23 protein-coding genes and 1 tRNA gene are annotated in these 25,023 nt (G+C 75.1%); 13 read left to right on the forward strand and 11 right to left on the reverse strand.

Annotated features, from left to right (window positions below; all coding sequences use genetic code 11):
* Positions 1 to 8: 8 nt before the first annotated feature.
* Complete coding sequence (locus tag O2W20_RS00870; RefSeq protein WP_269169870.1) at positions 9 to 809, forward strand: enoyl-CoA hydratase-related protein; 801 nt, start codon at positions 9 to 11, stop codon at positions 807 to 809.
* Here the strand turns inward: O2W20_RS00870 and O2W20_RS00875 are convergent.
* Entirely contained in the window at positions 796 to 1,041 is a 246-nt protein-coding gene (locus tag O2W20_RS00875; RefSeq protein WP_269169871.1) for a hypothetical protein, read from the reverse strand. The two genes, O2W20_RS00870 and O2W20_RS00875, sit on opposite strands and share 14 nt — an antisense overlap.
* 100 nt (positions 1,042 to 1,141) lie before the next feature.
* Here O2W20_RS00875 and O2W20_RS00880 point away from each other — a divergent pair, with 100 nt between their 5' ends.
* The gene (locus tag O2W20_RS00880; protein WP_269169872.1) at positions 1,142 to 1,816 is read left to right on the forward strand and encodes an MBL fold metallo-hydrolase; all 675 of its coding nucleotides are present in this window, start codon (positions 1,142 to 1,144) and stop codon (positions 1,814 to 1,816) included.
* Here O2W20_RS00880 and O2W20_RS00885 read toward each other — a convergent pair.
* Positions 1,777 to 3,645 carry an EAL domain-containing protein gene (locus O2W20_RS00885; RefSeq protein ID WP_269169873.1) on the reverse strand — a complete coding sequence of 623 codons (1,869 nt, stop codon included), beginning with the start codon at positions 3,643 to 3,645 and terminating at the stop codon, positions 1,777 to 1,779. The genes O2W20_RS00880 and O2W20_RS00885 overlap by 40 nt on opposite strands.
* Positions 3,646 to 3,751: 106 nt before the next feature.
* Here O2W20_RS00885 and O2W20_RS00890 point away from each other — a divergent pair, with 106 nt between their 5' ends.
* Entirely contained in the window at positions 3,752 to 4,870 is a 1,119-nt protein-coding gene (locus O2W20_RS00890; RefSeq protein ID WP_269169874.1) for a GAF domain-containing protein, read from the forward strand.
* Between the two features lie 17 nt (positions 4,871 to 4,887).
* Here O2W20_RS00890 and O2W20_RS00895 read toward each other — a convergent pair whose 3' ends face one another.
* Positions 4,888 to 5,628, reverse strand: a complete 741-nt coding sequence (locus O2W20_RS00895) for a GntR family transcriptional regulator (RefSeq protein WP_269169875.1) — start codon at positions 5,626 to 5,628, stop codon at positions 4,888 to 4,890.
* A gap of 85 nt (positions 5,629 to 5,713) precedes the next feature.
* On the opposite strand from O2W20_RS00895, the gene O2W20_RS00900 reads away from it, so the two are divergent.
* A complete protein-coding gene (locus tag O2W20_RS00900; RefSeq protein ID WP_269157651.1) occupies positions 5,714 to 6,742 on the forward strand; it encodes an ATP-dependent 6-phosphofructokinase in 1,029 nt (342 codons plus the stop codon).
* Positions 6,743 to 6,747: 5 nt separating this feature from the next.
* Here O2W20_RS00900 and O2W20_RS00905 read toward each other — a convergent pair whose 3' ends face one another.
* From O2W20_RS00905 to O2W20_RS00915, 3 genes are all read right to left on the reverse strand, one after another.
* Positions 6,748 to 7,656, reverse strand: a complete 909-nt coding sequence (locus O2W20_RS00905) for a hypothetical protein (protein ID WP_269169876.1) — start codon at positions 7,654 to 7,656, stop codon at positions 6,748 to 6,750.
* 201 nt (positions 7,657 to 7,857) lie between these two features.
* Positions 7,858 to 9,192, reverse strand: a complete 1,335-nt coding sequence (locus O2W20_RS00910; RefSeq protein WP_269169877.1) for a metallophosphoesterase — start codon at positions 9,190 to 9,192, stop codon at positions 7,858 to 7,860.
* A gap of 37 nt (positions 9,193 to 9,229) precedes the next feature.
* A complete protein-coding gene (locus O2W20_RS00915) occupies positions 9,230 to 10,801 on the reverse strand; it encodes a CYTH and CHAD domain-containing protein (RefSeq protein ID WP_269169878.1) in 1,572 nt (523 codons plus the stop codon).
* 129 nt (positions 10,802 to 10,930) lie between these two features.
* Between O2W20_RS00915 and O2W20_RS00920 the strand changes: the two genes are divergently transcribed.
* Positions 10,931 to 11,905, forward strand: coding sequence for an endonuclease/exonuclease/phosphatase family protein (locus O2W20_RS00920; RefSeq protein ID WP_269169879.1), 975 nt, complete (start codon positions 10,931 to 10,933; stop codon positions 11,903 to 11,905).
* A 167-nt stretch (positions 11,906 to 12,072) separates the two neighbouring features.
* On the opposite strand, the gene O2W20_RS00925 is transcribed toward O2W20_RS00920, so the two are convergent.
* From O2W20_RS00925 to O2W20_RS00935, 3 genes are read right to left on the reverse strand one after another with little or no spacing between them, the layout of a single operon-like run.
* Positions 12,073 to 12,288: an RNA-binding S4 domain-containing protein gene (locus O2W20_RS00925; protein WP_269169880.1), complete on the reverse strand. Its 216-nt coding sequence runs from the start codon at positions 12,286 to 12,288 to the stop codon at positions 12,073 to 12,075.
* Positions 12,289 to 12,307: 19 nt separating this feature from the next.
* Positions 12,308 to 13,036, reverse strand: coding sequence for an MOSC domain-containing protein (locus O2W20_RS00930; protein WP_269169881.1), 729 nt, complete (start codon positions 13,034 to 13,036; stop codon positions 12,308 to 12,310).
* Positions 13,033 to 13,968 (reverse strand): aldose epimerase family protein, encoded by a 936-nt coding sequence (locus O2W20_RS00935; protein WP_269169882.1) that lies wholly within the window; start codon positions 13,966 to 13,968, stop codon positions 13,033 to 13,035. The genes O2W20_RS00930 and O2W20_RS00935 overlap by 4 nt, the downstream gene beginning before the upstream one ends.
* A 163-nt stretch (positions 13,969 to 14,131) precedes the next feature.
* Here O2W20_RS00935 and O2W20_RS00940 point away from each other — a divergent pair, with 163 nt between their 5' ends.
* Entirely contained in the window at positions 14,132 to 14,644 is a 513-nt protein-coding gene (locus tag O2W20_RS00940) for a DUF1707 SHOCT-like domain-containing protein (RefSeq protein ID WP_269169883.1), read from the forward strand.
* Between the two features lie 130 nt (positions 14,645 to 14,774).
* On the opposite strand, the gene O2W20_RS00945 is transcribed toward O2W20_RS00940, so the two are convergent.
* A tRNA-Leu gene (locus tag O2W20_RS00945) sits at positions 14,775 to 14,860 on the reverse strand.
* A 224-nt stretch (positions 14,861 to 15,084) separates the two neighbouring features.
* Between O2W20_RS00945 and O2W20_RS00950 the strand changes: the two genes are divergently transcribed.
* The 7 genes from O2W20_RS00950 (at position 15,085) to pknB (ending at position 24,307) form a co-directional block, all read left to right on the forward strand.
* Positions 15,085 to 15,882, forward strand: coding sequence for an FhaA domain-containing protein (locus tag O2W20_RS00950; RefSeq protein WP_269169884.1), 798 nt, complete (start codon positions 15,085 to 15,087; stop codon positions 15,880 to 15,882).
* A 34-nt stretch (positions 15,883 to 15,916) separates the two neighbouring features.
* Complete coding sequence (locus O2W20_RS00955) at positions 15,917 to 16,381, forward strand: FHA domain-containing protein FhaB/FipA (RefSeq protein ID WP_269169885.1); 465 nt, start codon at positions 15,917 to 15,919, stop codon at positions 16,379 to 16,381.
* Complete coding sequence (locus tag O2W20_RS00960) at positions 16,378 to 17,805, forward strand: PP2C family protein-serine/threonine phosphatase (RefSeq protein WP_269169886.1); 1,428 nt, start codon at positions 16,378 to 16,380, stop codon at positions 17,803 to 17,805. Before O2W20_RS00955 ends, O2W20_RS00960 begins: the two co-directional genes overlap by 4 nt.
* Positions 17,805 to 19,232 carry an FtsW/RodA/SpoVE family cell cycle protein gene (locus O2W20_RS00965; protein ID WP_269169887.1) on the forward strand — a complete coding sequence of 476 codons (1,428 nt, stop codon included), beginning with the start codon at positions 17,805 to 17,807 and terminating at the stop codon, positions 19,230 to 19,232. The genes O2W20_RS00960 and O2W20_RS00965 overlap by 1 nt, the downstream gene beginning before the upstream one ends.
* Positions 19,229 to 20,674, forward strand: a complete 1,446-nt coding sequence (locus O2W20_RS00970; RefSeq protein WP_269169888.1) for a peptidoglycan D,D-transpeptidase FtsI family protein — start codon at positions 19,229 to 19,231, stop codon at positions 20,672 to 20,674. The genes O2W20_RS00965 and O2W20_RS00970 overlap by 4 nt, the downstream gene beginning before the upstream one ends.
* Positions 20,674 to 22,386 carry a serine/threonine-protein kinase gene (locus O2W20_RS00975; protein WP_269169889.1) on the forward strand — a complete coding sequence of 571 codons (1,713 nt, stop codon included), beginning with the start codon at positions 20,674 to 20,676 and terminating at the stop codon, positions 22,384 to 22,386. Before O2W20_RS00970 ends, O2W20_RS00975 begins: the two co-directional genes overlap by 1 nt.
* A 136-nt stretch (positions 22,387 to 22,522) precedes the next feature.
* Positions 22,523 to 24,307: a Stk1 family PASTA domain-containing Ser/Thr kinase gene (gene pknB, locus O2W20_RS00980; protein ID WP_269169890.1), complete on the forward strand. Its 1,785-nt coding sequence runs from the start codon at positions 22,523 to 22,525 to the stop codon at positions 24,305 to 24,307.
* Between the two features lie 28 nt (positions 24,308 to 24,335).
* On the opposite strand, the gene O2W20_RS00985 is transcribed toward pknB, so the two are convergent.
* Positions 24,336 to 24,998 (reverse strand): aminodeoxychorismate/anthranilate synthase component II, encoded by a 663-nt coding sequence (locus tag O2W20_RS00985; RefSeq protein ID WP_269169891.1) that lies wholly within the window; start codon positions 24,996 to 24,998, stop codon positions 24,336 to 24,338.
* Positions 24,999 to 25,023: the final 25 nt, after the last annotated feature.

Consider the following 25,023-nt stretch of genomic DNA (forward strand, 5'->3'; position numbering starts at 1 on the left):
GGACGACGATGTCCACACCCGGCTCCGAGCCCACCGTCACCCGCTCCGACGCCGACGGCGTCGCCACGCTGACCCTGCAGCGACCGGCGCTGTCCCACCGGCTGCGCACCGAGCTGCTCGCCCACGTGCAGGAGGTGGCCGCCGACGAGTCGGTGCGCGCGGTGCTGCTCACCGGCAGCGGCCGTGCCTTCTGCGTCGGCCAGGACCTCGCCGAGCACGTCGAGGAGCTGCGCTCCGAGCGCCCGGACGCGCAGCCCTCGCTGTCGGTGGTCGAGGCCGAGTACAACCCGCTGATGCTGGCGCTGGCCGGCCTGCGGGTGCCCCTCGTGGTGGGGGTCAACGGCGCCTGTGCCGGCGCGGGGCTGGGGATCGCGCTCGCCGGTGACCTGCGGGTCGCGGCCGCCGGCGCGAAGTTCACCACCGCGTTCGCCGGCATCGGGCTCTCCAGCGACTCGGCGCTGGCCTCGCGGCTGGTGCACTGCGTCGGCGGGTCACGCGCCACGGAGCTGCTGCTGCTGCCCGAGCCGTTCCTCGCCGAGACCGCCGCCGAGTGGGGGCTGGTGCACCGCGTCGTCCCGGCCGCGGACGTGCTCGCCGAGGCGACCGCGCTCGCCACCCGGCTCGCCGCCGGGCCGACCCGGGCCTACCGGGCGATCAAGACGGTGCTGGCGACGGCGGCCACCGACAGCCTGGCGGACACCCTGGCGCTGGAGGCGAGCCTGCAGACCGACCTGGGGCGGACCGCCGACCACAGGGAGGCCGTCGAGGCGTTCCTGGGCAAGCGACCGGCGGTCTTCACCGGCCGCTGACCGGTTCCACGTGGAACCAGCTGGCGGCGGTGCAGACGGTGCAGACGTCGACGGCGCGCACCGGCCAGTGCTCCTCGGTGCTCACCCGGGCCAGGGTGCCGCAGACGCTCAGCTCGCAGGCGCCGTCCAGGTCGGCCGGGGCCCGGTGCACCTCCACGGCGTGCCACAGCGCGGCGGTCGGCCCGTGCGCACGGCTGCGGGCGGCGGCGAACATGAGCGTCTGCGTGGTCACCTCTGGGACGTCGGCAGCACCGGCCCATCGGCAGAGTGGCTCCGTCGCCGGCTCACCCCATCGGAGGACCCCGCCCGCTGCCGACGTGTGGCGTGGCACCGTGCAACGACGTCCCACCGCCTGCGAGGAGGCCCTGGTGCAGCTCACCAAGCACGGACACGCCTGTGTCGTCCTGTCCGACGGCGACCGACGGCTGGTCGTCGACCCGGGCGCGTTCACCGCGGACGACGCCTGGCACGGCGCCTCGGCCCTGCTGGTCACGCACCAGCACCCCGACCACTTCCTGCCCGAGAAGGTCCGCGCGGCGCTGGACGCCGACCCGGCGCTCGAGGTGTGGACGAACTCCGCGGTGGCCGAGCAGCTGGCGGGTGCGGGCCCGCGGGTGCACGTGGTCGGGGCCGGTGACGCCGTCACCGCCGCGGGGTTCGAGGTCACCGTGCACGGGGAGTGGCACGCCGTCATCCACCCGGACCTCCCGCGGGTGCGCAACGTGGGGTTCCTCGTCGAGGGCCGGGTCTTCCACCCCGGCGACGCGCTCACCGTGCCCGAGGTGGCCGTCCCGACCGTGCTGCTGCCGGCCCACGCGCCGTGGTCCAAGACCGCCGAGCTGATCGACTACCTGCGCGAGCTGCGCGCCGAGCGGGCACTCGCCGTGCACGACGGCCTGCTCAACGACACCGGCCTGGGTCTGGTCGCGGGCCTGCTCGGTGAGCGCGGCCCCGGCCAGCCGGTGCCCTACACCCGCCTGGCCCCCGGGGAGTCCGTCGAGGCGTGAGGTGCCGCGGGGGGCACCGGCACGGTGACCCGCGGGTCCAGCTCGGCGATCCGGGCCACGTGGCTCCGCACCCGGTCCCGCTCGGTGAGGAGGGCGCGCTCGGTCTCCACCTGGTCGGTGACGTCGGCCTGGATGCCGATGTACTGGACGACGGCGCCGGACTCGTCGGTCACCGGGGTGAGCGTGCACTGGTTCCACCAGGTGCTGCCGTCGGTCCGCCGGTTGAGCAGCACCTCCCGGCACTCGGCACCGGCCGCGATCGCCGCACGGATGCGGCCCACGGCGGCGGCGTCGGTGTCCGGGTGCTGCAGGAAGCGGCAGTTGCGGCCCAGCAGCTCGGCGGCGGGCTGCCCGGCCAGCCGCTCGAACGCCGGGTTGACGTAGACCAGCGGCTGGTCGGGGAGCCGCAGGTCGACGACGGTGACGCCGGTGCCGACCGCGGCCAGCGCCCGGTGCAGGAGCGCCTCCCCCGGGTCGCCGGCCGACCGGCCGGCCAGCGGCGGGACCACGCCGGCGGGCACCGGGGGCACCGCGCCGTCCGTCGCCGACGCGGGCTGCGCGGTGCTCGGCGCGACCCGGGAGAGCAGGGCCTGGGCGGCCCGGACGACGGTGTCGCGCTCGTAGGTGAGCGCGAAGGCGAAGCGGCGCTCCAGGTCCGGCCCGTCGTCCCCCAGGTCGCGGGCCAGCAGGGCAGCGCTGAAGTGCGGGCTGAGCACCACGATGTCCCACTCGCCGCGCACCGGGTCACCGGGCGCCAGATCCGCGCCGCGCAGGCCGGGCATCGGCTCCACCGGCAGGTCCTCACCGAGGACGGCGACGAACCCGACCCGCTCGACCAGGTCGCGGTAGCGGAGCCGGGTGGCCGGCGTGAGGTGGCGCGCCTCCTGGAACGTGGCGACGACCACGCAGGTCTCCCCCAGGCGCATGGCCTGCCGCTCCAGCTGCTTGCTGAGCTCGATCAGCAGCGCCTTGGGCGCCTCCCGGACCGGTGCGCGCGCCGGCAGGCAGGCGAAGGGGGAGACCAGCTCGCCCCGCGGGTCGGTGGACTGGACGACGGGCAGCCGGAGCGTGCCGGGTCGCGCCCCGGGGGCCACCCCGGGCCCCGGGCGGCCGAACAGCCAGCCCTGCCCCAGGGTCGCGCCCAGCGCCCGGGCCATGGTCAGGTGCGTGCCGTTCTCGATGCCCTCGGCCAGCACCAGCGCCCCGGTCGACTCGGCGTAGGCGTTGACCGCGTTCATGATCTCGGCGATCGCCGGGCCCGGGCGCTCCTGCACCAGGCGCAGGTCGAGCTTGACGACGTCCGGGCGCAGCAGCGGCATGAACGCCAGCGACAGGGAGTCGGCGCCGACGTCGTCCAGGGCGATCGCCCAGCCGAACTCGCGCACCCGGGCGATGGTGCGCAGCAGTTCTGCGGGGCGGGCGGCGAGCGCACGCTCGGTGATCTCCAGGACCACCCGCAGGTCCGCGGGCACCGGCTCGCCGGCGTCGAACAGGGCGGCCACCGGGGTGTCGTCCAGCACCTCGGACTCGACGTTGACGAAGACGGTCGACGGGGCCAGCAGCCCGTGCGTGACCGCGCCGCGCAGGGCGGCGGCCCGGCAGGCCTGGTCGAGCTCGGTGAGGCAGCCCTCGGCGCGCGCGGCGGCGAACAGCTCGTCCGGTGCGCTCAACGGGCCCTCCGGGCCGCGGGCGAGCGCCTCGTAGGCGACCACCCGACCGCTGTCCAGCTCGACGATCGGCTGGAAGACGCTGGTCACCGCCCGGTCCGCGATCACCGCCCGGACACCGGTCGTCCACTGTTCCCGGAACTGCTCCACGTCGTCCCCCATCGGAGCCGGGCACCGACCTCTGGAGTCTGACAGCATCGTCGTGCTCCCGAGCGGTGAGCACCCCGGTGGCCGTCGCCGGGCAGGCTGCAGACGAACAGGGGGCACGGTGACCGCTGCGTACGAACTGCCGACCTGGTCCGTCCTGCCGGCCCGGCCCGACGCCGCCTTCGACCGGCTCGCCCGGTCGGTGGCCGAGGAGCTGAGCGCCCCCCGGGCACTGGTCGTCCTGGTCTCCAAGGCCGGTCAGGTCTTCCCCGGCGCCTTCGGGCTGCCCGAGCCGTGGGCCAGCCGCCGCTCGATGCCGCTGAGCCACTCGATCAGCAAGCGGGTGGCCACCAGCGGCAGCCCGCTGGCGCTGCGCGACGCCCGGGAGCACCCCGAGTTCGCCACCGGCCCCTCGGTCCAGGAGCTCGATGCCGTCGCCTACGCCGGGACGCCGCTGTGGGGGGTGCACGGGCAGCCCATCGGCGTGCTGTGCGCCATCGACACCCGCCCCCGGGACTGGACCGGCGACGAGCTGGCCACGCTGCACCGGATGGCCGACGAGAGCTCGCGGCAGCTCCGGTTCCGGGCGATCGAGCTGGCCGAGCAGGAGGCACACGCGGTCGCCGTCCGGGACGACAGCGCTGCCCAGAGCGCTGCGGAGGCGGCGCGGGCCGCGTTCGTGCTGGCCGAGGCGGACGCCGACCGCGCCCGTGTGGTCGCCCGGCTCAGCACCGCCCTGCTGTCGGCGGAGACGCTCCCCGACCTGCTGCACACGGTGGACCGGCTGGTCCGGTCCCCGCTGGGCGCCACCACCGTGCTGCTCGGGGTGGCCGAGGTGGGGTGTCCGGAACTGCAGGTCTGGTCGGCGACGGCCGGCTCGCGGAGCGGTCCCGTCGCACGCCTCGGGGTCGACGACGCCCACCCGCTGGCGGCGGCGATGCGGGAACGGCAACTGGTGGCGATCGCCACCCCGGGGGAGGTCCGAGCCCTCCCGGGGCTGCGGGAGCTGCCCGGTGCAGGTCCGGTGCTCGCCGTCCACCTGCCGCTCGGTCAGCACCACTCCGATGCCGCACTGCTGGTCAGCTGGCGGCAGCCCCGGCAGCTGGACGCGCCGGTGCGGGCCGTCGTCACCGACCTGGCCCGGCCGGTCGGCCACGCCCTGGACCGGGTGCTGCTGCGCGAGCAGCGACTGCAGTTGGCGGAGCTGCCGCTCGGGCCGTCCGGGCCCGACCGACGCTGATCCTGGGTCCGCCGGGCTCAGCGACCGCCGACGGAGACCTCGAACTCGACCTGGCTGACGTCGGGGCGCAGCCGGCTGAACGAGTGCACCAGCGGGTGACCGGACGTGTCCCGGACGGTGGTGCGCACCACCAGCAGCGGGGAGCCCGCGGTCACCGCCAGCACGTCGGCCTCGTCGGCGGCCGCCGTCCCGACGTCGACGACGAGCCGGGCGTGCGCCAGGTCGGCGGAGTACTCCCGGCGCAGGAACTCGTAGAGCGAGCCGTGGCTGAAGTCCTCGGTGGCCGCCTTGGGGTAGCGGGCAGCGGGCAGGAAGCTGCGGACGACGTGGTTGGGCAGCCCGTCGACGCTGCGCAGCCGGACCAGCTCGATGACGTCGTCGGCGGTGGCGACCGCCAGTTCGACGGCGATCGGCGGGGCGGCCGGGACGACCCGCTGGGTCAGCACCGAGGTGCCCACCTGGGCGCCCTGCTCGGTCATCACCGAGTGGAAGCCGGCGATCCGGTGCACGAAGCTCTCGCGGTACTCGTGCCGGATCCCCGGCCGGCTGACGAACGTGCCCCGGCCCTGCTCGCGGATCAGGTGCCCGTCGGCGACCAGTCCGTCGACCGCCCGGCGCAGCGTGATCCGGCTGACGCCGTACTCGGCGCACAGCACCGGCTCGGGAGGGAGGAGGGTGTGCTCAGGCAGCGCGGAGGCGCGTCGCCGCAACGCCTCGCGCACGGCGAGGTACTTGGGCCCCGCCTCCGAACTCGCCACGCCCAGAAAGGTACTGCACCATGAGACGTCTAGACGTCATGACGTACGGTTCACCCGCCCGACCCCCTCGTCCGGAGGAGAGCACGTGCGCATCGGAGTCCTGACCGGCGGCGGAGACTGCCCCGGTCTCAACGCCGTCCTACGAGCGGTGGTCCGCACCGCGGAGAAGCAGTACGGCAGCGACGTGGTCGGCTTCCGCAACGGCTGGCGCGGCCTGCTCGACGACGACGCGATGCCGCTGGACCGGCCCATGGTCCACAACCTGCTGACCCGCGGCGGCACGATCCTCGGCTCGGCCCGGGTGGCGCCGGAGAAGCTGCACGCCGGGCTGGGCCGGATGCGCGAGGTGCTCGACGCCCACGGGGTCGACGTGCTGGTGCCCATCGGCGGCGAGGGCACGCTCACCGCCGCGGCGTGGCTGTCCTCGGAGGGCGTGCCGGTGGTCGGCGTCCCGAAGACGATCGACAACGACATCGACGGCACCGACCTCACCTTCGGCTTCGACACCGCGGTGAGCATCGCCACCGAGATGATCGACCGGCTGCACACCACCGCCGAGTCCCACCAGCGCGTGCTGCTGGTCGAGGTGATGGGTCGACACGCCGGCTGGATCGCGCTGAACTCCGGGATGGCCGCGGGCGCGCACCTGGTGATCACCCCCGAGCAGCCCTTCGACATCGAGGAGGTCTGCGAGATGGTCACCGCCCGGTTCGAGCGGGGCCACCGGCACGTCATCGGGGTGATCAGCGAGGGCGCCACCCCGAAGCCGGGCACCATGCCGCTGCGCGACGGCGGGCTCGACGAGTTCGGGCACCGGCGGTTCACCGGGGTGGCCCAGCAGCTGGGCGAGGAGCTCGAGCGGCGCACCGGCAAGGAGGTGCGGACGACGGTGCTCGGCCACGTGCAGCGCGGCGGCACCCCGACCTCGTTCGACCGGGTGCTGGCCACCCGCTTCGGGCTGCACGCCACGATCGCCGCCCACGAGGGGCACGTGGGGCAGATGGTCGCGTTGCAGGGCACCGAGATCGGGCTGGTCCCGCTGGCCGACGCCGTGGCGCGGCTGAAGACCGTGCCCCCGTCGCGCCTGGGTGAGACCACCGCCTTCACCGGGTAGCGGCCTCACCACTCCCAGCGGTAGCCGAGCACGCACCGGCCGGGCGGCACCAGCTCGAACGACGCCTGACCGTCGACCAGCTCGACCGGCTCGGCCTCCTCGGCCGTCTCGGACTCCACCGAGGCCCAGCGGCCGCGCAGCAGCTCCCGGGGCCGGGCCGCCGGATCGAAGTGCACGGTGATCGCCAGGTGGCGGACCGAGGCGGAGACCCCGCGCCGGAACTCCGGCGCCGGGGGCTCGGGGTAGGCGAACACCGTCTGGTACTCCAGGTGCGTCGTCTGCCCGGGCAGCAGCGGCCGGGACAGCAGCACCTCGACCACGTGGATCGGGGTGCCCCGCACCCGGAACGCCCGGACCGGGTCGCCGCCCTGCAGGACCGACACCGCGGCGTGCGCGGTGTCGAAGGCGTACGTGTACCGATCGGTCGGCTCGACGGCCTCCAGCAGCTGCCGGGTGTGGTGCAGCCGGGGGCTCCGGTCGGGCCCCACGTGGTGCTCCTCGGCCAGCTGCAGGGTGCGCCACGGCCGCGGCGGCATCGGGCCCTCGGCACCCAGTGCGCTGGCGACGACCAGCTGCCGGGCGGTGCTCCGCCCGCTGCGCAGGCTCCGCAGCTCGTCGGCGTGCTCGTCGGTCAGCTCGAAGGCCCGGATGAAGAGCTCGAGGGTCGCGTCGGAGATCCGGTCCCCGTTCAGTGCGCGGCCGACGCGGTTCTCCAGACTCCGTGACCGGTGGCCGTCGTCGACCTCACCGGCGTCGAACAGGTGCTCGGCCAGGACCGCGGCCACCGCGGCCCGGGACAGCTCACCGCGCCGCACCACGCTGTGCACCTGCCAGCGCCGCCGGTACCGCGGCTCACCCAGCAGCTCGGCCAGCCGCCGGGCCGCCAGCCGCAGGCCCCACGCAGGGTCCACCACCGCCCCACCCCCGTCGCGCCCCCGGTCGTCCGCGCGGGTGGCACCCACGGCGGACACGTCACGGCCACGTCCGTTGTGTACCAACGCGGAGCGGCGGCCGCGAGGCGCGGGGGGACTCACGGCCGCCGCCGACCGGCTCGTCTGCACGCGCCGGTCGGGTCCACACACCGCCCTGTCCCCGCGGGTGGGGACCGGCGGAGGTCACCGCGGCGGCGCGGTGGGAGTGCCCGGCTGCAGCTCGATCACGGTGACCTCCGGGCGGGCGCCCACGCGCATCGGCGGCCCCCAGTAGCCGGCTCCGGAGGAGACGTACAGCTGGGTGTCCCCCTGCTGTGACCAGCCCTCGACCACCGGCTGGTCCAGCAGGACGGCGTAGTCGAAGGGCCACAGCTGACCGCCGTGGGTGTGCCCGGACAGCTGCAGGTCCACCCCCGCGGCCCGCGCCTGCTCCACCTGCACCGGCTGGTGCGCCATCAGGACCACGGGAACGGCGTCGTCCCGGCCGTCCAGGGCGGCGTCCAGGTCGGCACCGTGCCCGGGCAGCCCGGAGGCGGCTGCCGTCCGGTCGTCGATGCCGGCGAGGTCCAGCGTCGCGCCGCCGCGGCCGATCGAGACCCGCTCGTTGCGGAGCACGTCGACCCCGAGCGTGGACAGGTGCCGCAGCCACTCCCCGGTGTCGACGAAGTACTCGTGGTTCCCGGTCACGAAGTACACGCCCTGGTCGCTGACCAGATCGGCCAGCGGGGCGGCGTCCTCGCGCAGCTCGCTCACCTCGCCGTCGACCAGGTCACCGACGATCGCCACCACGTCGGGGCGCTGGGCGTTGACCGTCTCCACGAGCCGCTCGAAGCGCCGCCCGCCGTAGGTCGAGGACAGGTGCCCGTCGGAGAAGGTCACGATCCGCAGCCCGGCCAGCGCAGGGTCCAGCCGCGGGATCCGGATCGGCACGCGGCGGACGACCGGGGCCGAGTTGGCCAGGACGACGCCGGTGCCCGCCGTCCCGACCGCGACCGCACCCGCCCCGACGGCCAGCGTGCGGGCCAGGAACAGCCGGCGGGACGGGTCGACGACACCGCGGTCCGCGCGGACCGCACCGCCCTTCGGTGCCGGGCCCGGAACGGGAGGAGCCGCGTCGGTCCGGCGTGCCCCGTCCGGCACCAGCACCGTGCTCGGTGCGGACTCGACCTCACCCGGCTCCCGCGCGGACACGGCATCCGTTCGGCGACGACGCTGCACCAGCCGGGCGAGCAGGCGGATCGGCTCGGTCGCCAGCGTGGCGAGGAACAGGTAGAAGGCCAGGCCCAGCCAGGTGTAGCCGACCCAGTCCAGCACCGAGCCACCGACCGGCAGCCGGCCGCGCAGCAGCACCACGAGCACCGGCAGCACGGCGAGCACCACCAGGAGCACCGTGAGCCGGCGCCGGACGGGCCCCGGCCGGGTGGTGCTGCGCACCAGCCGCCACCAGAGGTAGCCGTGCAGCAGGGACACGGCGAGCAGCACGGTCAGGCCGAAGCCGAGCAGGCCGATCAGGGACACCGGCGCGCTCCTGGGGGTCGGGGTGGTGCCCCCGACGCTACGTCGACCGGCTCTTCAGCACCGAGCGCAACTCCGGCCAGCGCAGCCAGAACTCCCGCTCCGCCTGCTCGCACCGGGCCTCCTCCAGGGCGTGCAGGCGGCCCCAGGTGAAGGCGTTCTCCCCGGCCGCGAACGCCGCCCGGCCGAGCTGCAGGCACAGCGGGCGGGTGATGAAGGTGTCCTGGCGGTCGCCGAGCACCTCCTGGACGCCCTTCAGCGCCGACACCAGCTCGACCACCGGTTCGCCCAGCACCGGCACCGCCGCCTCGGCGGTGTACCGCAGCCGCTTGGCGGCCTTGCGCACCTCGTGCAGGGCCTCGGCGTCGTCGCTGTCCTGGGCCGCCTCGACGCTGCGCCGCAACCGGCGGCCGGTGCGCGCGACGACCTCGCGGAGCACCTCCTCCGCCGGCCGGGCGGCGGCCTCGGTGAGCGGTGGCGCCTCGACCAGCGCGTCGAGGTCGTCGCGCAGCTGCAGGTAGGCGGGTGCGTTCAGCGCCTTGCGCGCCTGCGCGTCACCGGCCTGCTCGTCCCGGACCGCCTCCTGCTGCAGCCGGGCGACCACGGGGCCCAGCACCAGCTCGGCCGGCTCGGCGTCGACCAGGTCGCGCAGGTGGGCGACCGCCACCTCGCCGTCCCGGCTGGGGGACAGTGCCGACCCGACCTGGGCGAGCTCCTCGCGCAGCGGGTCCGTCTGCGTGCGGTCGAGCACCGGGCGGAAGGCGGCGAGCGTGCTGCGCAGCCGGCGGCAGGCCACCCGCACCTGGTGGACACCGTCGGGCTGCCCGGTGCGGACCATCAGGTCGGCGTCCTGGAGGGCCCGGACCTGCGCGGCCAGCGCGGCACGCACGACCTCGCCGGCCGGCGTGCCCGGCGCGTGCCGGTGCTTCTTCTTCTTGCCCTTCTTGGTCTTCCCGGGCGGCGCCGGGGCCGGCGGCGCTGCGGCCTCGGCGTCGGCGAGCCGGTGGGCGAGCACGCGGGTCAGCTTGGCCGGGGACGAGGCCGGCTGGGCGCCCGCCGCCACGAGCAGCCCGGCGACGTCGGCGAGCAGTTGCTCGTCGCCGTCGACCAGCTCCACCTCCACCTCCCGCCACGTGGTGACGACGGCGGCCTCGCCGGGAGCGGCCGGCAGCGCGGTGCCGGTGACGTGGTCGTCGGCGACCTCGGCGAGCACCCGCCCGTCGTCGGCGACGAGCTCGCTGACCACCCGGCGGGTGCGCAGGGACGCCACCTGGGACGCCGGGGCGCGCCGGACGATGCCCAGCACCGGCTCCAGCACCGCCTTGGGCGGCGTCTTGGTCGCCCGGCCGAGGGGCGAGTGCAGTTCCCGGCGGGCGCCGGCGGCGGCCGGGAGCTTCACGTGCCAGCCGGCGTCCGGGCCGCCGGTGCGGCGCCGCATCGTCACCCGCGCGCGGGCCAGCCGCAGGTCGGCGGTGTCGTAGTAGGCGGCCTCCAGCGCGTGCTCGACCGGCTCACGGACCTCGACCACGCCCGGTGCACCGCCGAGGTCGGGCAGCGCGAACGCCTCGTCGACGTCGAACTTCCGCTCGATCTCCACATGCTCGACCGCCACCAGCGCCACTCCTCCTCCGCCGGGCCACCCTCTGCTGGGCGCCCCGCTGTGAGCTCACCGTCCTACCCCACGCAGGTGGACGGCGCACCCGCTGATGATCATCCCACCGCGGTCGGCACCATGGACGCCGTGTCCCGCCGACCCTCCACCCGCCGCCGCTGGACCGCCACCGCGTTCGCCGTCCCGTGGGCCGCGGCGGCCGTGCTCCGGTCCACCGGCACCGAGCGGGGCTTCCCGCTGGTGCCCGCGCTGGCCTTCACGCCCTACATCGCGGCCACCAGCGCGCTCCCGCTGGCCGCGGCGCTGGTGTCCCGGTCGCGCGGTGCTGCCGTGCTGGCGGCTGCCTCGGCCGCGCTGCTGACGGCCGCCGTGCGCCGGCCGATCGCGCCCGCTGCCCCGGTGCCGCCGCCGCGCGGGCCGCGGCTGCGCGTCGTCTCGGCCAACATGCTGCACGGCCGGGCCGACCCGGCCGCCCTGGTGGCCCTGGTGGCCGACCGGGACGCCGACGTGCTGGCGCTGATGGAGGTCACCCCCGAGGCGGTGTCCGCCCTGCTGGCTGCCGGGGTCGCCGACCTGCTGCCCGCCGGCCACGTGGTGCCCGCCGGGGAGGGCCAGCCCGCCGGCGCCGGGGGCGCGCTGTGGACCCGGCTGGAGATGCGGGGGCGCACGGTGGTGCCGGGCCGGTTCGGCCAGCCGGCGGCCCTGCTGACCGTGCCCGGCGCGCCCGACGTGGAGCTGACCGCGGTGCACACGGACCCGCCGACCAGCTCCCCCGCTCAGGTGGCCAGCTGGGTCGAGGACCTCCGGCTGCTGCCCGACCCGGAGCCCGGCGTGCTACGGGTGCTGGCCGGCGACTTCAACGCCACGCCCGACCACGCCGCCTTCCGGCGGTTGCTGGGCCGGGGCTGGGTGGACGCTGCGGCGGCGACCGGCCACGCCCGGCGGGCCACCTGGTGGCCGATGCGGGCGCCGCACCCGCGGCTCACCCTGGACCACGTCCTGGTCGACCCGCGGATCGCCGTGGAGGCCCTGCAGGTGGTGCACGTGCCCGGGACGGACCACCGGGCACTCGTCGCCGACCTGCGGCTACCAGCGGCCGACTGAGCGACGGGAGTCCCGGGCGGCGGGTTCCGCGGCACCGCCGCCCGGGCAGTGCATCTCATGCCCACAGCCCGGCGGAGTGCACGCGAGTTGTGTGACATCTGGGTTAACTCGCCCCGGGGCCCGCGCGGGGTGACGCCACGCGCACGGTCACGCACCGGATCGGCGCGTCAGCCGATGCGCACGTCGTCCTGCCCCGCCACCGAGACGACGTCGCCGCGGCGCAGCTGGCGGCCGCGGCGTTCCTCGGGTTCACCGTTGACCTGGACCTCCCCGGCGACCAGCACGTCCTTCACCTGGGCGCCGGTGGGGACGGCGTCGACCAGCTTGAGCAGCTGACCGAGCCGGATGGTGTCCTCGCCGGAGCGGAGTTCGATGGTGCGCACGACCCTGATCCTCCCCGCCTCACGCCGGGACCAGCACATCGCCCACCGAGACCTCGCCGGGGCGGGCCACCAGCGCCCCGACCGCGAGGGCACCCCCGCGGTCGCGGTGGATCGTCTTCAGCACGGCGGTGTCCCGTCCGATGCCGCCGGACTGCGGCCGGGTGGTCATCACGCACCGGGGCACCCGGCGGACGACGTCCAGCTCCGCACCGCCCGCCCGCACCCGCCGACCCACCAGCGCGTCCTCCCCGGCGCCGGCCAGCACCAGGTTGGCGCGGAAGCGGCGGCGGTCCCAGCCGCCCAGGGTGCCGGCGGAGACCAGCGTCACCCGGGCGTCGGCGTTGTCGTGGAAGGCGCCGTCCGCCCCCGAGAACGGGTTCCACCGGCCGGTCTCCTCGTCGTCGCCGTCTGCCGGGTTCTCGTACCGCCGCGCACCCGCCACCGCCGCCGCTGGGCGCAGGCCGACCCGGCGCCCGGCCCAGTCGGAGAGGACATCGTCCTCGGCGGTCACCGTGCCGTCGGGCAGCACCACCTCGGCGCCGCCGTCGGCGCGCAGCCGGCCGGCTGCGAACAGCAGCTCGGGCACCCGGCGGGCGGTCAGCCCGAACCCCGTGGTGAGGTCGAACAGCGCCCAGCCGCGGTCACCGGTGATCCCCTCCGAGCCGATCTCCGCCCGGGCCAGCCGCTCGCCCTGCAGCGACTTCACCGGGAACCGCCAGACCTCGGTGACCCGGAGGTCACCGCTCACGCCGGGGCCCAGCCCACGGTCCAGGTGCCCGACCAGGTCTCCCCCGGTACGAGGACGAGCAGGTCCACCCCGTCGGCCAGCGCGTTCGCCGGGCAGGTCATCGGCTCCACGGCCACGCTGCGCCGCCGCTGGTCCGCGGGCAGGGTGTCGCCGGTGTAGACCTGCAGCCAGGTCCAGGCCGGGTCGACGGCCACCTCCAGCGCCCCGGCGGGCCCGCTGAGCCGGGTCCGCGCCCAGCCGTCGTCGTCCCGGACGAGGTCGGTCACGGCGGTGTCGATCGCCTGGTCACCGATCCGGCCGACCGCGCCGTCCCAGGGCCGCCGCTCCCCGGTGGGCAGGCCGCCCTCGAGCACCAGGGCGGTGCGGGCCGGCACGGTCAGCTCGGCCGCGGCCACGTCACCCGGGGCCGGCGCCCCGACCGAGAAGTAGGGGTGCATGCCCACGCCGAACGGTGCGTCCTCGTCCCCGGCGTTGCGCACCCGCACGGTCACGGTGAGCCGGTCGGCCGTCAGGGTGTGGTCGACCGCGGCGGCCAGCCGGAAGGGGTACCCGGTGCGCGGCTCGATCGTCGTGCCGACCGTGACGGCGTCCGCCCGCTGGGCCAGCACCTGCCAGGGCTGGGCGGTGACCAGCCCGTGCACCGCGTTCGGGGTGGACGGGCTGACCACGTCGAGCTGGAGCTCGCGGCCGCGCCAGGACCAGCGCCCGCCGCGGAGCCGGTTGGGCCAGGGCAGCAGGACACCACCACGTCGGCCGGCCGGGACGGTGCCCGACGCGTAGCCGTCCAGCACGTGCCAGTCGCCGACCACCAGCTCACGCAGGGCGCCGCCGCGCAGGTCCACGGCGAGCCGGGCCGGACCGGCGGTCACCTCGACGTCCCGCGGTTCGGTGGCCGGCCAGGGGCGGTCGGTGGGCGAGGGGTCGAGCGACATGCGTTCCTCCCGGGGAGACGGTTCCCGGACAGCTCACCACAGCAGCGGTGCCCCCGTTCCACGTGGAACCACCGGCTCCGGCGAGGGTCGTGACAGACGTCAGTGGCCTCGGCGGGTCGGGCGGCGACAGACTGGACGGGCACCGACGACGAGGAGCCCCCCGATGCCCGAGCCCCACCTGCGTGCCGCCGACGCCGACCGAGCCGCGGTGGCCGAGGTCCTCGGCCACCACATGTCCGCCGGCCGGCTCACCGTCGAGGAGTACGACGACCGGCTGGCCCGGGCCTACGCGGCCCGCACCTACGGCGAGCTCGCCGAGCTGACCACGGACCTCCCCGCCGCCGAGCCGGCCGGGAGCCGGGCCCTCGAGGCGCCGGCCGTCGCCGGCCCACCGGCCGGCCCGGCCGGCGGCGGTCCCTGGGCCGTCCACGGCTGGCACGGGAGCTTCGGCGCCTGGGCCGGCGGGTCGAGCATGCGGGCGGCCTGGGCGAGCTGGCTGAGCACCGCGGTCATCGTGGTGGGCATCTGGCTGATCACCTCGCTGGTCACCGACGGCTGGATCTACCCGTGGCCGATCTGGGTGATCGGGCCGTGGGGGCTCGTCCTGGTCGCCCAGACGATCGGCGGACGGCGCGAGCCCGACCAGGAGCAGCTCCCGCACCGCACCGGGGACTGAGCCGGGCGTGACCCCACCCGGCCGCCTCCTGCTGGGTCGCAGGGGCACGGCCTGTGCGGCCGGGCGCCCGGGGCAACCCGCCCGGGAACGCAGCAGGGGCCGCCCCATGGGCGGCCCCTGCTGGTCGTTCTGGTGGGCAAGGGGGGAGTTGAACCCCCACGTCCTCTCGGACACACGGACCTGAACCGTGCGCGTCTGCCATTCCGCCACTTGCCCTGGCGAGGAAGGACAGTAGCAGCCCCCTCGGAGGTGGTCCTCGCAGGCCCCCGTCCGGCACGGCGCCGCCCCCCGGCGGGCGGTGCGCTGGTAGAACGGTGTGCCGACGCGGCACGGACGACATCGTCCGGGGCGTCCTGCGCTGCGCGACGTCCCGGCGACCCTCCCCCGGTTACGATCAGCGCTCAGGCAGTGGGAGGTCGACCGAGCGCAAGGGAGCGACTGTGGGTGTGCTGCAGCGCTTCGAGCGACGCCTCGAGGGCATGGTCGGGCTGGCCTTCGCCCGGGTGTTCAAGGGGAAGGTCCACCCCGCCGAGATCGCCCACGCCCTGCAACGCGAGGCCGACGAGCAACGCTCGGTGCTCAGTGGTGACCGGGTCCTCGCCCCGAACGTCTACGTCGTGATGCTGGGCCCCACCGACCACGAGAACCTCGTCGAGTGGTCCGAGCAGCTGGCCGCCGAGCTCGCCGACATGGTCGCCGAGCACATCGAGCGCGAGGGCTACCAGACCTTCGGTGACATCGAGGTCCGGCTGGAGCTCGACGAGGAGCTGCGCACCGGGGTCTTCGAGGTCGCCTCGCACGTCACCGGCGGCGCCCCGAGCCGCTCCGCGGCCGCCCCGCCGCCACCGCCGCCCGGCCTGCCCCCGCTCCCGCGGCTCCCCGGCGCCGCCGTGGGGGCCACCGACACCGGCGCCCAGCCGCCCTCGGTCGTGGGCCGGGCCGGCCAGCGGGTCAGTCACGTCCTGGTCGTCGACGGCCCCGGCACCAAGCACGTGCTCGAGCAGGGCAGCAACGTGCTCGGCCGCGGCACCGAGGCCGACGTCCGGTTGCCCGACACCGGGGTGAGCCGGAAGCACGCCGACGTCCAGCTGGCCGGCAGCGCGGTCGTCGTCGAGGACCTCGGCTCGACCAACGGCACCCTGGTCAACGGCCGCCGGGTCAGCCGGCAGGAGCTCGCCGACGGCGACGTCCTCCGCATCGGCCACTCGGTGCTGGTGTACCGGCAGGACGGCGCGTGAGAAGGCTGAGCGCAGGCCCGGGCGGGGCCGAGCAGTGACCGCGGAGATCGTGCTGCAGGCGTTCCGCTTCGGCTTCCTGATCCTGCTCTGGCTGTTCGTCTTCGCCGCCTTCCGGGTGGTCCGCGCCGACCTGTTCGGCGGCCGGGCCGGCCGGGTGGCCTCGGTGCCGCCCCGCGCCGCCGCCGCCGCCCGCAAGCGCGGTGGCCGCGGGCCCCGCCACCTCGTCGTCACCGCCGGCCCGCTGTCGGGCACCCGGATCACCTTGGGGGAACAGGCCATCCTGATCGGCCGCGCCGATGACTCGACGCTGGTGCTCACCGACGACTTCGCCTCCTCACGGCACGCGCGGCTGACCAACCGCGGCGGCCAGTGGTACGTCGAGGACCTCGGGTCCACCAACGGCACCTACCTCGACCAGCAGCGCGTGCAGGGTCCGCTGCTGGTCGCCCCCGGCCAGCCGATCCGGATCGGGCAGACCGTCCTGGAGCTGCGTTCATGAGCTTGGTCCTCCGCTATGCGGCGCGTTCCGACCGCGGCCTGATCCGCGGCACCAACCAGGACTCCGTCTACGCCGGGCCCCGGCTGCTGGCCGTCGCGGACGGCATGGGCGGGCACGCGGCGGGCGACGTCGCCAGCAAGGTCGTCATCGCCGCGCTCGAGCACCTCGACGAGGACGCCCCCTCCGGCGACCTGCTCCAGGCGCTGCGGCACGCGGTCTTCGAGGGCAGCGAGCACCTGCGCGAGGTGATCCGGGAGTCCCCGCAGCTGGAGGGCATGGGGACGACGCTCACCGCCGTCCTCTTCGCCGGTGGCCGGCTGGGGCTGTGCCACGTCGGCGACTCCCGCGCCTACCTGATGCGCGACGGCGAGCTCCACCAGATCACCCACGACGACACCTTCGTGCAGACGCTGATCGACGACGGCCGGATCACCGAAGAGGAGGCCAACAGCCACCCGCAGCGCTCGCTGCTGCTGCGCGCCCTCAACGGCCAGGACGTCGAGCCGGACCTGTCGATGCGCGAGGCCCGCGCCGGCGACCGCTACATGCTCTGCTCCGACGGACTGTCCGGCGTGGTCAGCCACGAGACGCTCGCCGCCGCGATGCGCGAGCCCGACGCGCAGGCGACGGCCGACCGGCTGATCGAGCTCGCCCTCCGCAGCGGGGGCCCGGACAACATCACCTGCATCGTCGCCGACGTCGTGGAGGACGACGGCCGCGGTGTGCTGGTCGAGCCGGTCGTCGACGGCGCCGCCGGCGACCACGTGGGCCAGCGCGAGGTCGACCCCCGGTCGGCCGCCGGTCGCGCCGCGCTCGCCGACCCGCAGGCGGCCGGGCAGGCCACCGCGCTGACCACCAGCTCCCCACCGCCGCGCCGTCGCCGGCCGCTGCGCACCGCCCTGTTCGCCCTCGCCGCCGTCGTGGTGCTGGGCGCCGCGACGATCGGTGCGTACCTGTTCGTGATGGCCCACTGGTTCGTCGGGGTCGCCGAGTCCGCCGACGGTGACCGGGTCGGGGTCTTCCGCGGGCTGAACGCCTCCGTCGTCGGGCTGGACCTCTACCGCCTGGACGAGGCGACGGCGCTGGCCACCACCGACCTCACCCCGGCCGCCCGCAACCGGGTGGTCGACGGGATCCCCGCCGACGATCCGGACGACGCCGAGCGGATCCTCACCAACCTCCGCGGCCAGCAGCTGCCCCTGTGCCGGACGACGCCGGCGGTCACCGCCAGCACCCCGTCCGCTACCTCGACGCCGGCGGCGGAGCCCACCCCCGCCGCCGTCCCGGGCCAGCCGGACGCCGCCGCGGCCACGACGACCGTCACGACGACCGTCCCCGACACCGCCGAGCCGACGCGCTCAGCCGCGGCCCCCGGGCTGACGCGTTCCGGTGAGCCCGGAGTGGACTGCCGGGAGGTCGACTAGTGGCTGCGCCGGTCAACGGCCCCGGCACCGACCCGCGCGCTGCCCTCGCCCCCGGCACGGCCGTCCCCACCCGGCGGGGCACCGAACTGCTCCTGCTCGGCTTCGCGGTGCTCATCACGCTGGCCGCGCACCTGATCATCGACATCACCGTCACCGGGTCCCCGGGCACCGAGATGGTCACCTTCGGCGTCTGGTTCTCGGTCCTGTGGGCGGTCGCCCACGTCGTCGTCCGGCGGTTCGCGCCCTACGCCGACCCGCTGCTGCTGCCCTGCGTCGCGGTGCTGTCCGGGCTGGGCCTGTCGATGATCCACCGGCTGGACATCGCCGGTGAACAGGTCGGCGGCAACGGCGCCGCCAGCGTGGACGCCCCGGTCCAGCTGGTGTGGGCCACGGTCGGGCTGGTGCTCTTCATCGCCGTCCTGGTGATCGTGCGCGACCACCGGGCGCTCTCCCGCTTCGCCTACACCCTCGCCCTCATCGGGCTGGTCCTGCTGGCGCTCCCCGCGGTCCTGCCGAACTCCGAGATCAACGGTGCCAAGCTCTGGATCCGGTTCGGTGGCTTCTCCATCCAGCCCGGCGAGTTCGCCAAGATCTGCCTGATCGTCTTCTTCGCCGCCTACCTGGTCGACAAGCGCGACGTGCTGGCGCTGGCCAGCCGCCGGGTGCTGCGCCTGGAGCTGCCGCGTGGCCGCGACCTCGGCCCGGTGCTGCTGGCCTGGGTCGCCTCGATCCTGGTGCTGGTCTTCGAGCGCGACCTGGGCAGCTCGCTGCTGCTGTTCGGCATCTTCGTGGTGATGCTCTACGTGGCCACCGAGCGGGCCAGCTGGCTGGTCATCGGCCTGCTGCTGTTCGCCGGCGGGGCGTTCGTCGCCTACCAGCTCTTCGGTCACGTCCGCGTGCGGGTCGACACCTGGCTGGACCCGTTCGCCTACGCCGACACCGGCGGCTACCAGGTGGTCCAGTCGCTGTTCAGCCTGGGCACCGGCGGCCTGTTCGGCGCCGGGCTCGGTGGCGGGCGGCCGGACCAGGTGCCGGTGGCCAAGAGCGACTTCATCGCCGCCGCCATCGGTGAGGAGCTCGGCCTCTTCGGCCTCGTGGCGATGATCGTAATCTACCTGGTGCTGGTCGAGCGGGGGCTGCGCACCTCCCTGGTGGTCCGGGACGGCTTCGGCAAGCTGCTGGCCGCCGGGCTGGCCTTCTCCCTCGCCTGGCAGGTGTTCGTCGTCCTCGGCGGGGTCACCGGTCTGCTCCCGCTCACCGGGCTGACCACGCCGTTCCTCGCCTACGGCGGGTCCTCGCTGGTCGCCAACTTCGGCCTGGTCGCGCTGCTCGTGCGGATCAGCGACGCCGCCCGCCGACCGGCCGGCACAGCCGTGGCCACGCCGCCGAAGCTCACCGACGCACCGACCGAGGTGGTGCAGCCGTGAACGCCCCACTGCGCAAGGTGGCGATCAGCGTGCTGGTGCTGTTCACGCTGCTGATCGTCAACGTGAACGTGATCCAGGTCTTCCGCGCCGACGAGCTGCGGGCGGACGCGCGCAACACCCGGGTGCTCGTCGAGCAGTACGACGAGCAGCGCGGTTCGATCATCGTCGACGGCACCGAGATCGCGCTGTCCGAGGCGACCGAGGGTCCGCTCACCTACCTGCGCCGCTACCCGCAGGGCCCCCTCTACGCACCGGTGACCGGCTACAACTCGCTGATCTTCGGCAACCGGGGGCTGGAGGAGGCCGTCGACGAGGTGCTCTCCGGCGACGACGCGCGGCTGGCGCTCAGCTTCCGCCGGCTCACCGAGCTGTTCACCGGGCAGGACCTCTCGGGTGGCAGCGTGGAGCTCACGCTGGACCCGGCGGTGCAGGAGGCGGCGATGTCGGCCCTGGAGGGGCGGGTCGGTGCCGTCGTCGCCCTGGACCCGCAGACCGGCGCCGTCCTGGGGCTGGCCAGCACCCCGACCTACGACCCGAACCCGCTCTCCAGCCACGACCCCAGCGCCATCCGGGCCTACGCCGAGGAGCTGGAGGCACAGGAGACCGACCCGCGGACCAACGTGGCCATCTCCGAGCGCTACCCGGCCGGGTCGATCTTCAAGGTGGTCGTCGCCGCCGCGGCGCTGGCCAGTGGCGACTACGCGCCGGAGACGGTGATCCCGGCGCCGCAGGACTACATCCTGCCGGGCACCACGACCGACCTGCAGAACTTCGGCGACCAGCCCTGCAGCCCGACCGGTGAGCAGCCGCTGATCGAGGCGCTCACCATCTCCTGCAACACCGCCTTCGCCCAGCTCGGCATCGACCTGGGCGAGGAGGCCGTCCGGGAGATGGCCGAGGCGCTCGGCATCGACGGCACGGGCTTCGAGATCCCGCTGGAGGTGGAGGGCAGCACCCTCGGCGAGATCGACGGCGACGCAGCGCTGGGCCAGACCTCGATCGGCCAGCTCGACGTCGCCCTGACCCCGATGCAGGCCGCCATGATCGCGGCCGCGGTGGCCAACGACGGCGTGCTGATGAACCCGTACCTGGTCGAGTCGGTCCAGGCCCCCGACCTGACGGTCATCGACCAGACCGAGCCCGAGACGTTCTCCGAGCCCTTCTCCGCCGACGTCGCCGAGCAGCTGACCCGGATGATGACCAACGTCGTCGACGAGGGCACCGGCCGGCGCGCGCAGATCAGCGGCATCGAGGTGGCCGGCAAGACCGGTACGGCGGAGAACGCCGGCCCCGACCACAACTGGTTCATCGGCTTCGCCCCCGCCGGGGACCCGAGCATCGCCGTGGCGGTCTTCATCCGCAACGGTGGCGGCACCGGCGGCGACATCTCCGCGCCGATCGCGCGCGAGGTCATCGAGGCGCACCTGCAGGGCGGCGGCTGATGGCGGTCCGCGTGGGCAGCATGCTGGCCGGCCGCTACGAGATCACCGCCCCGATCGCCACCGGCGGGATGGGTGAGGTCTGGCAGGCCCGCGACCGCACCCTCGGCCGGATCATCGCGGTCAAGGTGCTGCGCAGCGAGTACACAGGCGACTCGAGCTTCCTCATCCGGTTCCGCAACGAGGCCCGGCACACCGCCGCCCTGTCGCACCCGAACATCGCCTCGGTCTACGACTACGGCGAGACGACCGAGGACGGCCAGCGCCTGGCCTACCTGATCATGGAGTTCGTCGAGGGCAAGCCGCTGGTCACCGTCCTGGCCGAGCGCGGGCGGCTCACCGCCGAGCAGACCCTCGACGTCCTCGGGCAGGCCGGTGACGGCCTCTCCGCCGCACACGCGGCCGGCATGGTGCACCGGGACATCAAGCCGGGGAACCTGCTCGTGCGCCCGGACGGCGTGGTCAAGCTGACCGACTTCGGCATCGCCTACGCCCGCGACGCCGCCCCCCTCACCCGCACCGGCATGGTGGTCGGCACCGCGCAGTACCTCTCCCCCGAGCAGGCCCAGGGGCACGTGGTGACCGCCGCCTCCGACGTCTACTCCCTCGGCGTGCTCGGGTACGAGTGCATCGCCGGGGTGCGCCCGTTCGACGGCGAGTCGCAGGTGGCGATCGCGCTGGCGCAGATCAACCGCCCCCCACCCCCGATGCCCGCAGACGTGCCGTGGCAGGTCCGGGCCCTGATCGAGCGGTGCCTGGCCAAGGACCCGGCGGCCCGCTTCCCCGACGGCGCGGCCTTCTCCGACGCGGTGCGACGGGTGGCGGCCGGCGGCACCGTGCCGGCCGCCACCGCCATGACCCAGGTGGTCGGGGACGACGGCACGGCGACCACGATGCTCCCGGCGACCGGCCCCGGCACCGCCCTCGGCCCCACGACCGCGCCCCGGACCATGCCGCCGTTGCACGGCCCCCCGGTCGACGGCGACGGAGCGAGCACCTGGACCGGCGGGGAGGCCGACCCGCAGGACGTCCGGCGCACCCGACTGCTGTGGGCGGCCGCCGCACTGGCCCTCGTGGGGCTGATCGCCGCCGGGGTGTTCCTGCTCCAGTTGGGATCCGACGACCCGGACGGCTCGGCCGCGTCGCCGGGCACCAGCTCCGCCTCGGCCTCCGCGTCGGCGAGCAGCAGCGCCTCCGGGACCTTCGCGTTCGACGTGACCGACTACGTCGGGGACGACGCCGACACCGTGGCCGACGAGCTCGAGGAGCTCGGCTTCGAGGTGCGGCAGCGGGAGGCCACCGCCACCGAGCTGGCGGCGGCCGACGTGGCCCTGGCGGAGAACGCCGTCGTGACCGCCAACCCGGCGCGGGCCACGCTGACGCCCGGGGCGACGGTCACGCTGGCCGTGGCCGCCGAGGCCTACGCCCCCGAGGCCGAGCAGGACGGCGACGAGGGCGACGCACCGGCGCCGGCGGCACCCACCCCCGACAGCGAGGACGACGAGGACGACGGGCCCACCACCCCGACGACCGCCACGGTCACCGCCACGGTCACCCGGAGCAGCCAGCCGACCACGAGCAACACGAGCACGTCGGCTGCCCCGACGTCGACGTCCCCGACCTCCTCGGCCGCCCCGACGTCGACGTCCCCGACCTCATCGGCCGCCCAGGAGGACGGCGCGTTGGGGCAGACCAACACCGCGGACCTCCCATGACACACGCGTCCCCCGGCGCTCGCGTCGCGCCTGCCGCGACGCAGCCAGCGATTAGGCTCCGCGACGGCGCACCGCTCCCCGGTCCTGCCGTCCCGGAGCCGCGACCGCCGCACCGCACCACCCGAGAGGACCACCGATGACCACCCCCCAGGTGCTCGGCGAGCGCTACGAGATCGGCGGGGTGCTCGGCCGCGGCGGCATGGCGGAGGTGCACCGGGGGCGGGACCTCCGGCTGGGGCGCGAGGTCGCGGTCAAGGTGCTGCGTCAGGACCTCGCCCGGGACCCGTCGTCCCAGGTCCGGTTCCGCCGCGAGGCCCAGGCCAGTGCGTCGCTGAACCACCCGGCGATCGTCGCGGTCTACGACACCGGGGAGGACCGCACTGCGACCGGGGCGACCCCCTACATCGTCATGGAGTACGTCGAGGGCGACACCCTGCGCGACGTGCTGCGGCGTGAGCGGCGGCTGTCCCCCGAGCGGGCCATGTCCCTGACCGCCGACATCTGCGCGGCCCTGGACTTCAGCCATCGCAACGGCATCGTGCACCGGGACGTGAAGCCCGGCAACGTCATGATCACGCCGCAGGGCACCGTCAAGGTGATGGACTTCGGCATCGCCCGCGCGGTCTCCGACTCCGCCGCGACGATGACCTCCACGGCCGCCGTGATCGGCACCGCCCAGTACCTGTCCCCCGAGCAGGCCCGGGGTGAGGGCGTCGACGCCCGCTCCGACGTCTACTCCGCCGGGTGCCTGCTCTACGAGCTGGTCACCGGCAGCCCGCCCTTCACCGGCGACTCCCCCGTCGCCGTCGCGTACCAGCACGTGCGGGAGGACCCGCGGACTCCGTCGTCGATCAACCCGGAGATCAGCCCGGAGCTGGACGCGATCCTGCTCAAGGCGATGAGCAAGAACCCGGCCAACCGCTACCAGTCGGCCGCCGACATGCGGGCGGACCTGCTGCGCGCCGTGGCCGGCCAGCGGGTCGAGGCCACGCCGGTGATGAGCGACGCCGAGAAGACCACGATCATCGGGGTGACCCCCGGCGGGTACGGCAACGACGAGTGGGACGACGGGCAGACCGACGACAAGCGCCGGCGCAACCGGATCATCGCCCTGGTCATCGCCGTGGTGCTGGTCGTCGCTGGGGCCGTCGGCCTGGCGCTGGCCCTCAACGGTGCTTCGGACGAGCCCGACACCCCGGTCGTCGAGCAGGTGGCGGTCCCCGACCTGGTCGGGGACCCGCAGGCCGACGCGGAGGCCGAGATCCTGGCCCAGGGCCTCCTGATCGGCCCGATCACCCGCGAGCCCAGCACGGAGGCCCAGGAGGGCACCGTGCTCAGCTCGGACCCGGCAGCAGGGACCGAGGTGGACCCCGAGACGCGGGTGGCCCTGGTCGTCGGCGGCGGCCCGAACACCATCGCCGTCCCCAACGTGCTCGGCGACCAGCAGGACGAGGCGATCGAACGGCTGGAGGGGGCCGGCTTCACCGGGAGCACCAGCACCGACCAGGTCGACAGCCTCGAGCCGGCCGGCACCGTCGTTGCCCTCGACCCCGCACCGGGCAGCCAGGCGGCCCCGGACGTGTCGTTCCGGCTGAGCGTCTCCACCGGCTCGATCACCCTGCCCGACGTGCGTGGTCTCACCGAGCCCGCTGCCCGGGAGGCCCTCGTGGACGCCGGGATCGACAACGGGGTCATCGTGCCCAACAACGTCGAGCGGGACGATGCCACGCCGGGCACCGTCGTCGACACCGATCCTGGGCCGCGGGCCTCGGTGTCGGCCGGCGAGACGGTCACCCTGCTGATCGCCGTCCCGACGCCGGCACAGCCGACCCCCACGCCGACCCCGAGCGCGACGCCGACCCCCTCGACCCCGGTCCCGCCGGCAGGGGAGACCACGGAGACGGTGCAGCCCGCCGGCTGAGCCCGGGCCACCTCTGAGGGTGGCCGGTTCAGACGGTGACGGTGGTGAGCCGGCGGGCGCTGGCCGCCGCAGCTTCGACCCGGGCGGGATCCGGCGCCAGCCCACAGCCGGACAGCCAGTTCGCCAGCAGCTGGTGCCCGCCCTCGGTGAGCACCGACTCGGGGTGGAACTGCACGCCCTCGATCGGCAGCTCCCGGTGCCGCAGCGCCATCACGATGCCCGAGGGCGTGCGGCCGGTGACCTCCAGCTCGGCCGGGACGCTGTCGGACTCGACCGCCAGCGAGTGGTACCGAGTGGCGGTGAACGGGCTGCCCAGCCCGGCAAGCACGCCCACACCGTCGTGCACCACCTGGCTGGTCTTGCCGTGCAGCAGCTCGGGCGCCCGGCCCACGACGCCACCGAAGGCCTCGGCGATCGCCTGGTGGCCCAGGCAGACCCCGAGCACCGGCAGCCCGGCGTCGGCGGCGGCCCGCACCATCGGCACGGTCACCCCGGCGTCGACCGGCGTGCCGGGGCCCGGGGAGAGCAGCACGCCGGCGACGTCGAGGTCGGCGAGCTCCTCGACGGTGACCGCGTCGTTGCGCCGCACCAGGCTCGGCACGCCTAGCTGGCCCAGGTACTGGACCAGGTTGTAGACGAAGCTGTCGAAGTTGTCGACGACGAGCACCGGCCGGACGGGGGGCAGGCTCATCGCTCGACACTCACGTCGGTGCAGG

Origin of the sequence: Modestobacter sp. VKM Ac-2982 (assembly GCF_026967935.1) — a bacterium.
Lineage (GTDB): Bacteria > Actinomycetota > Actinomycetes > Mycobacteriales > Geodermatophilaceae > Modestobacter.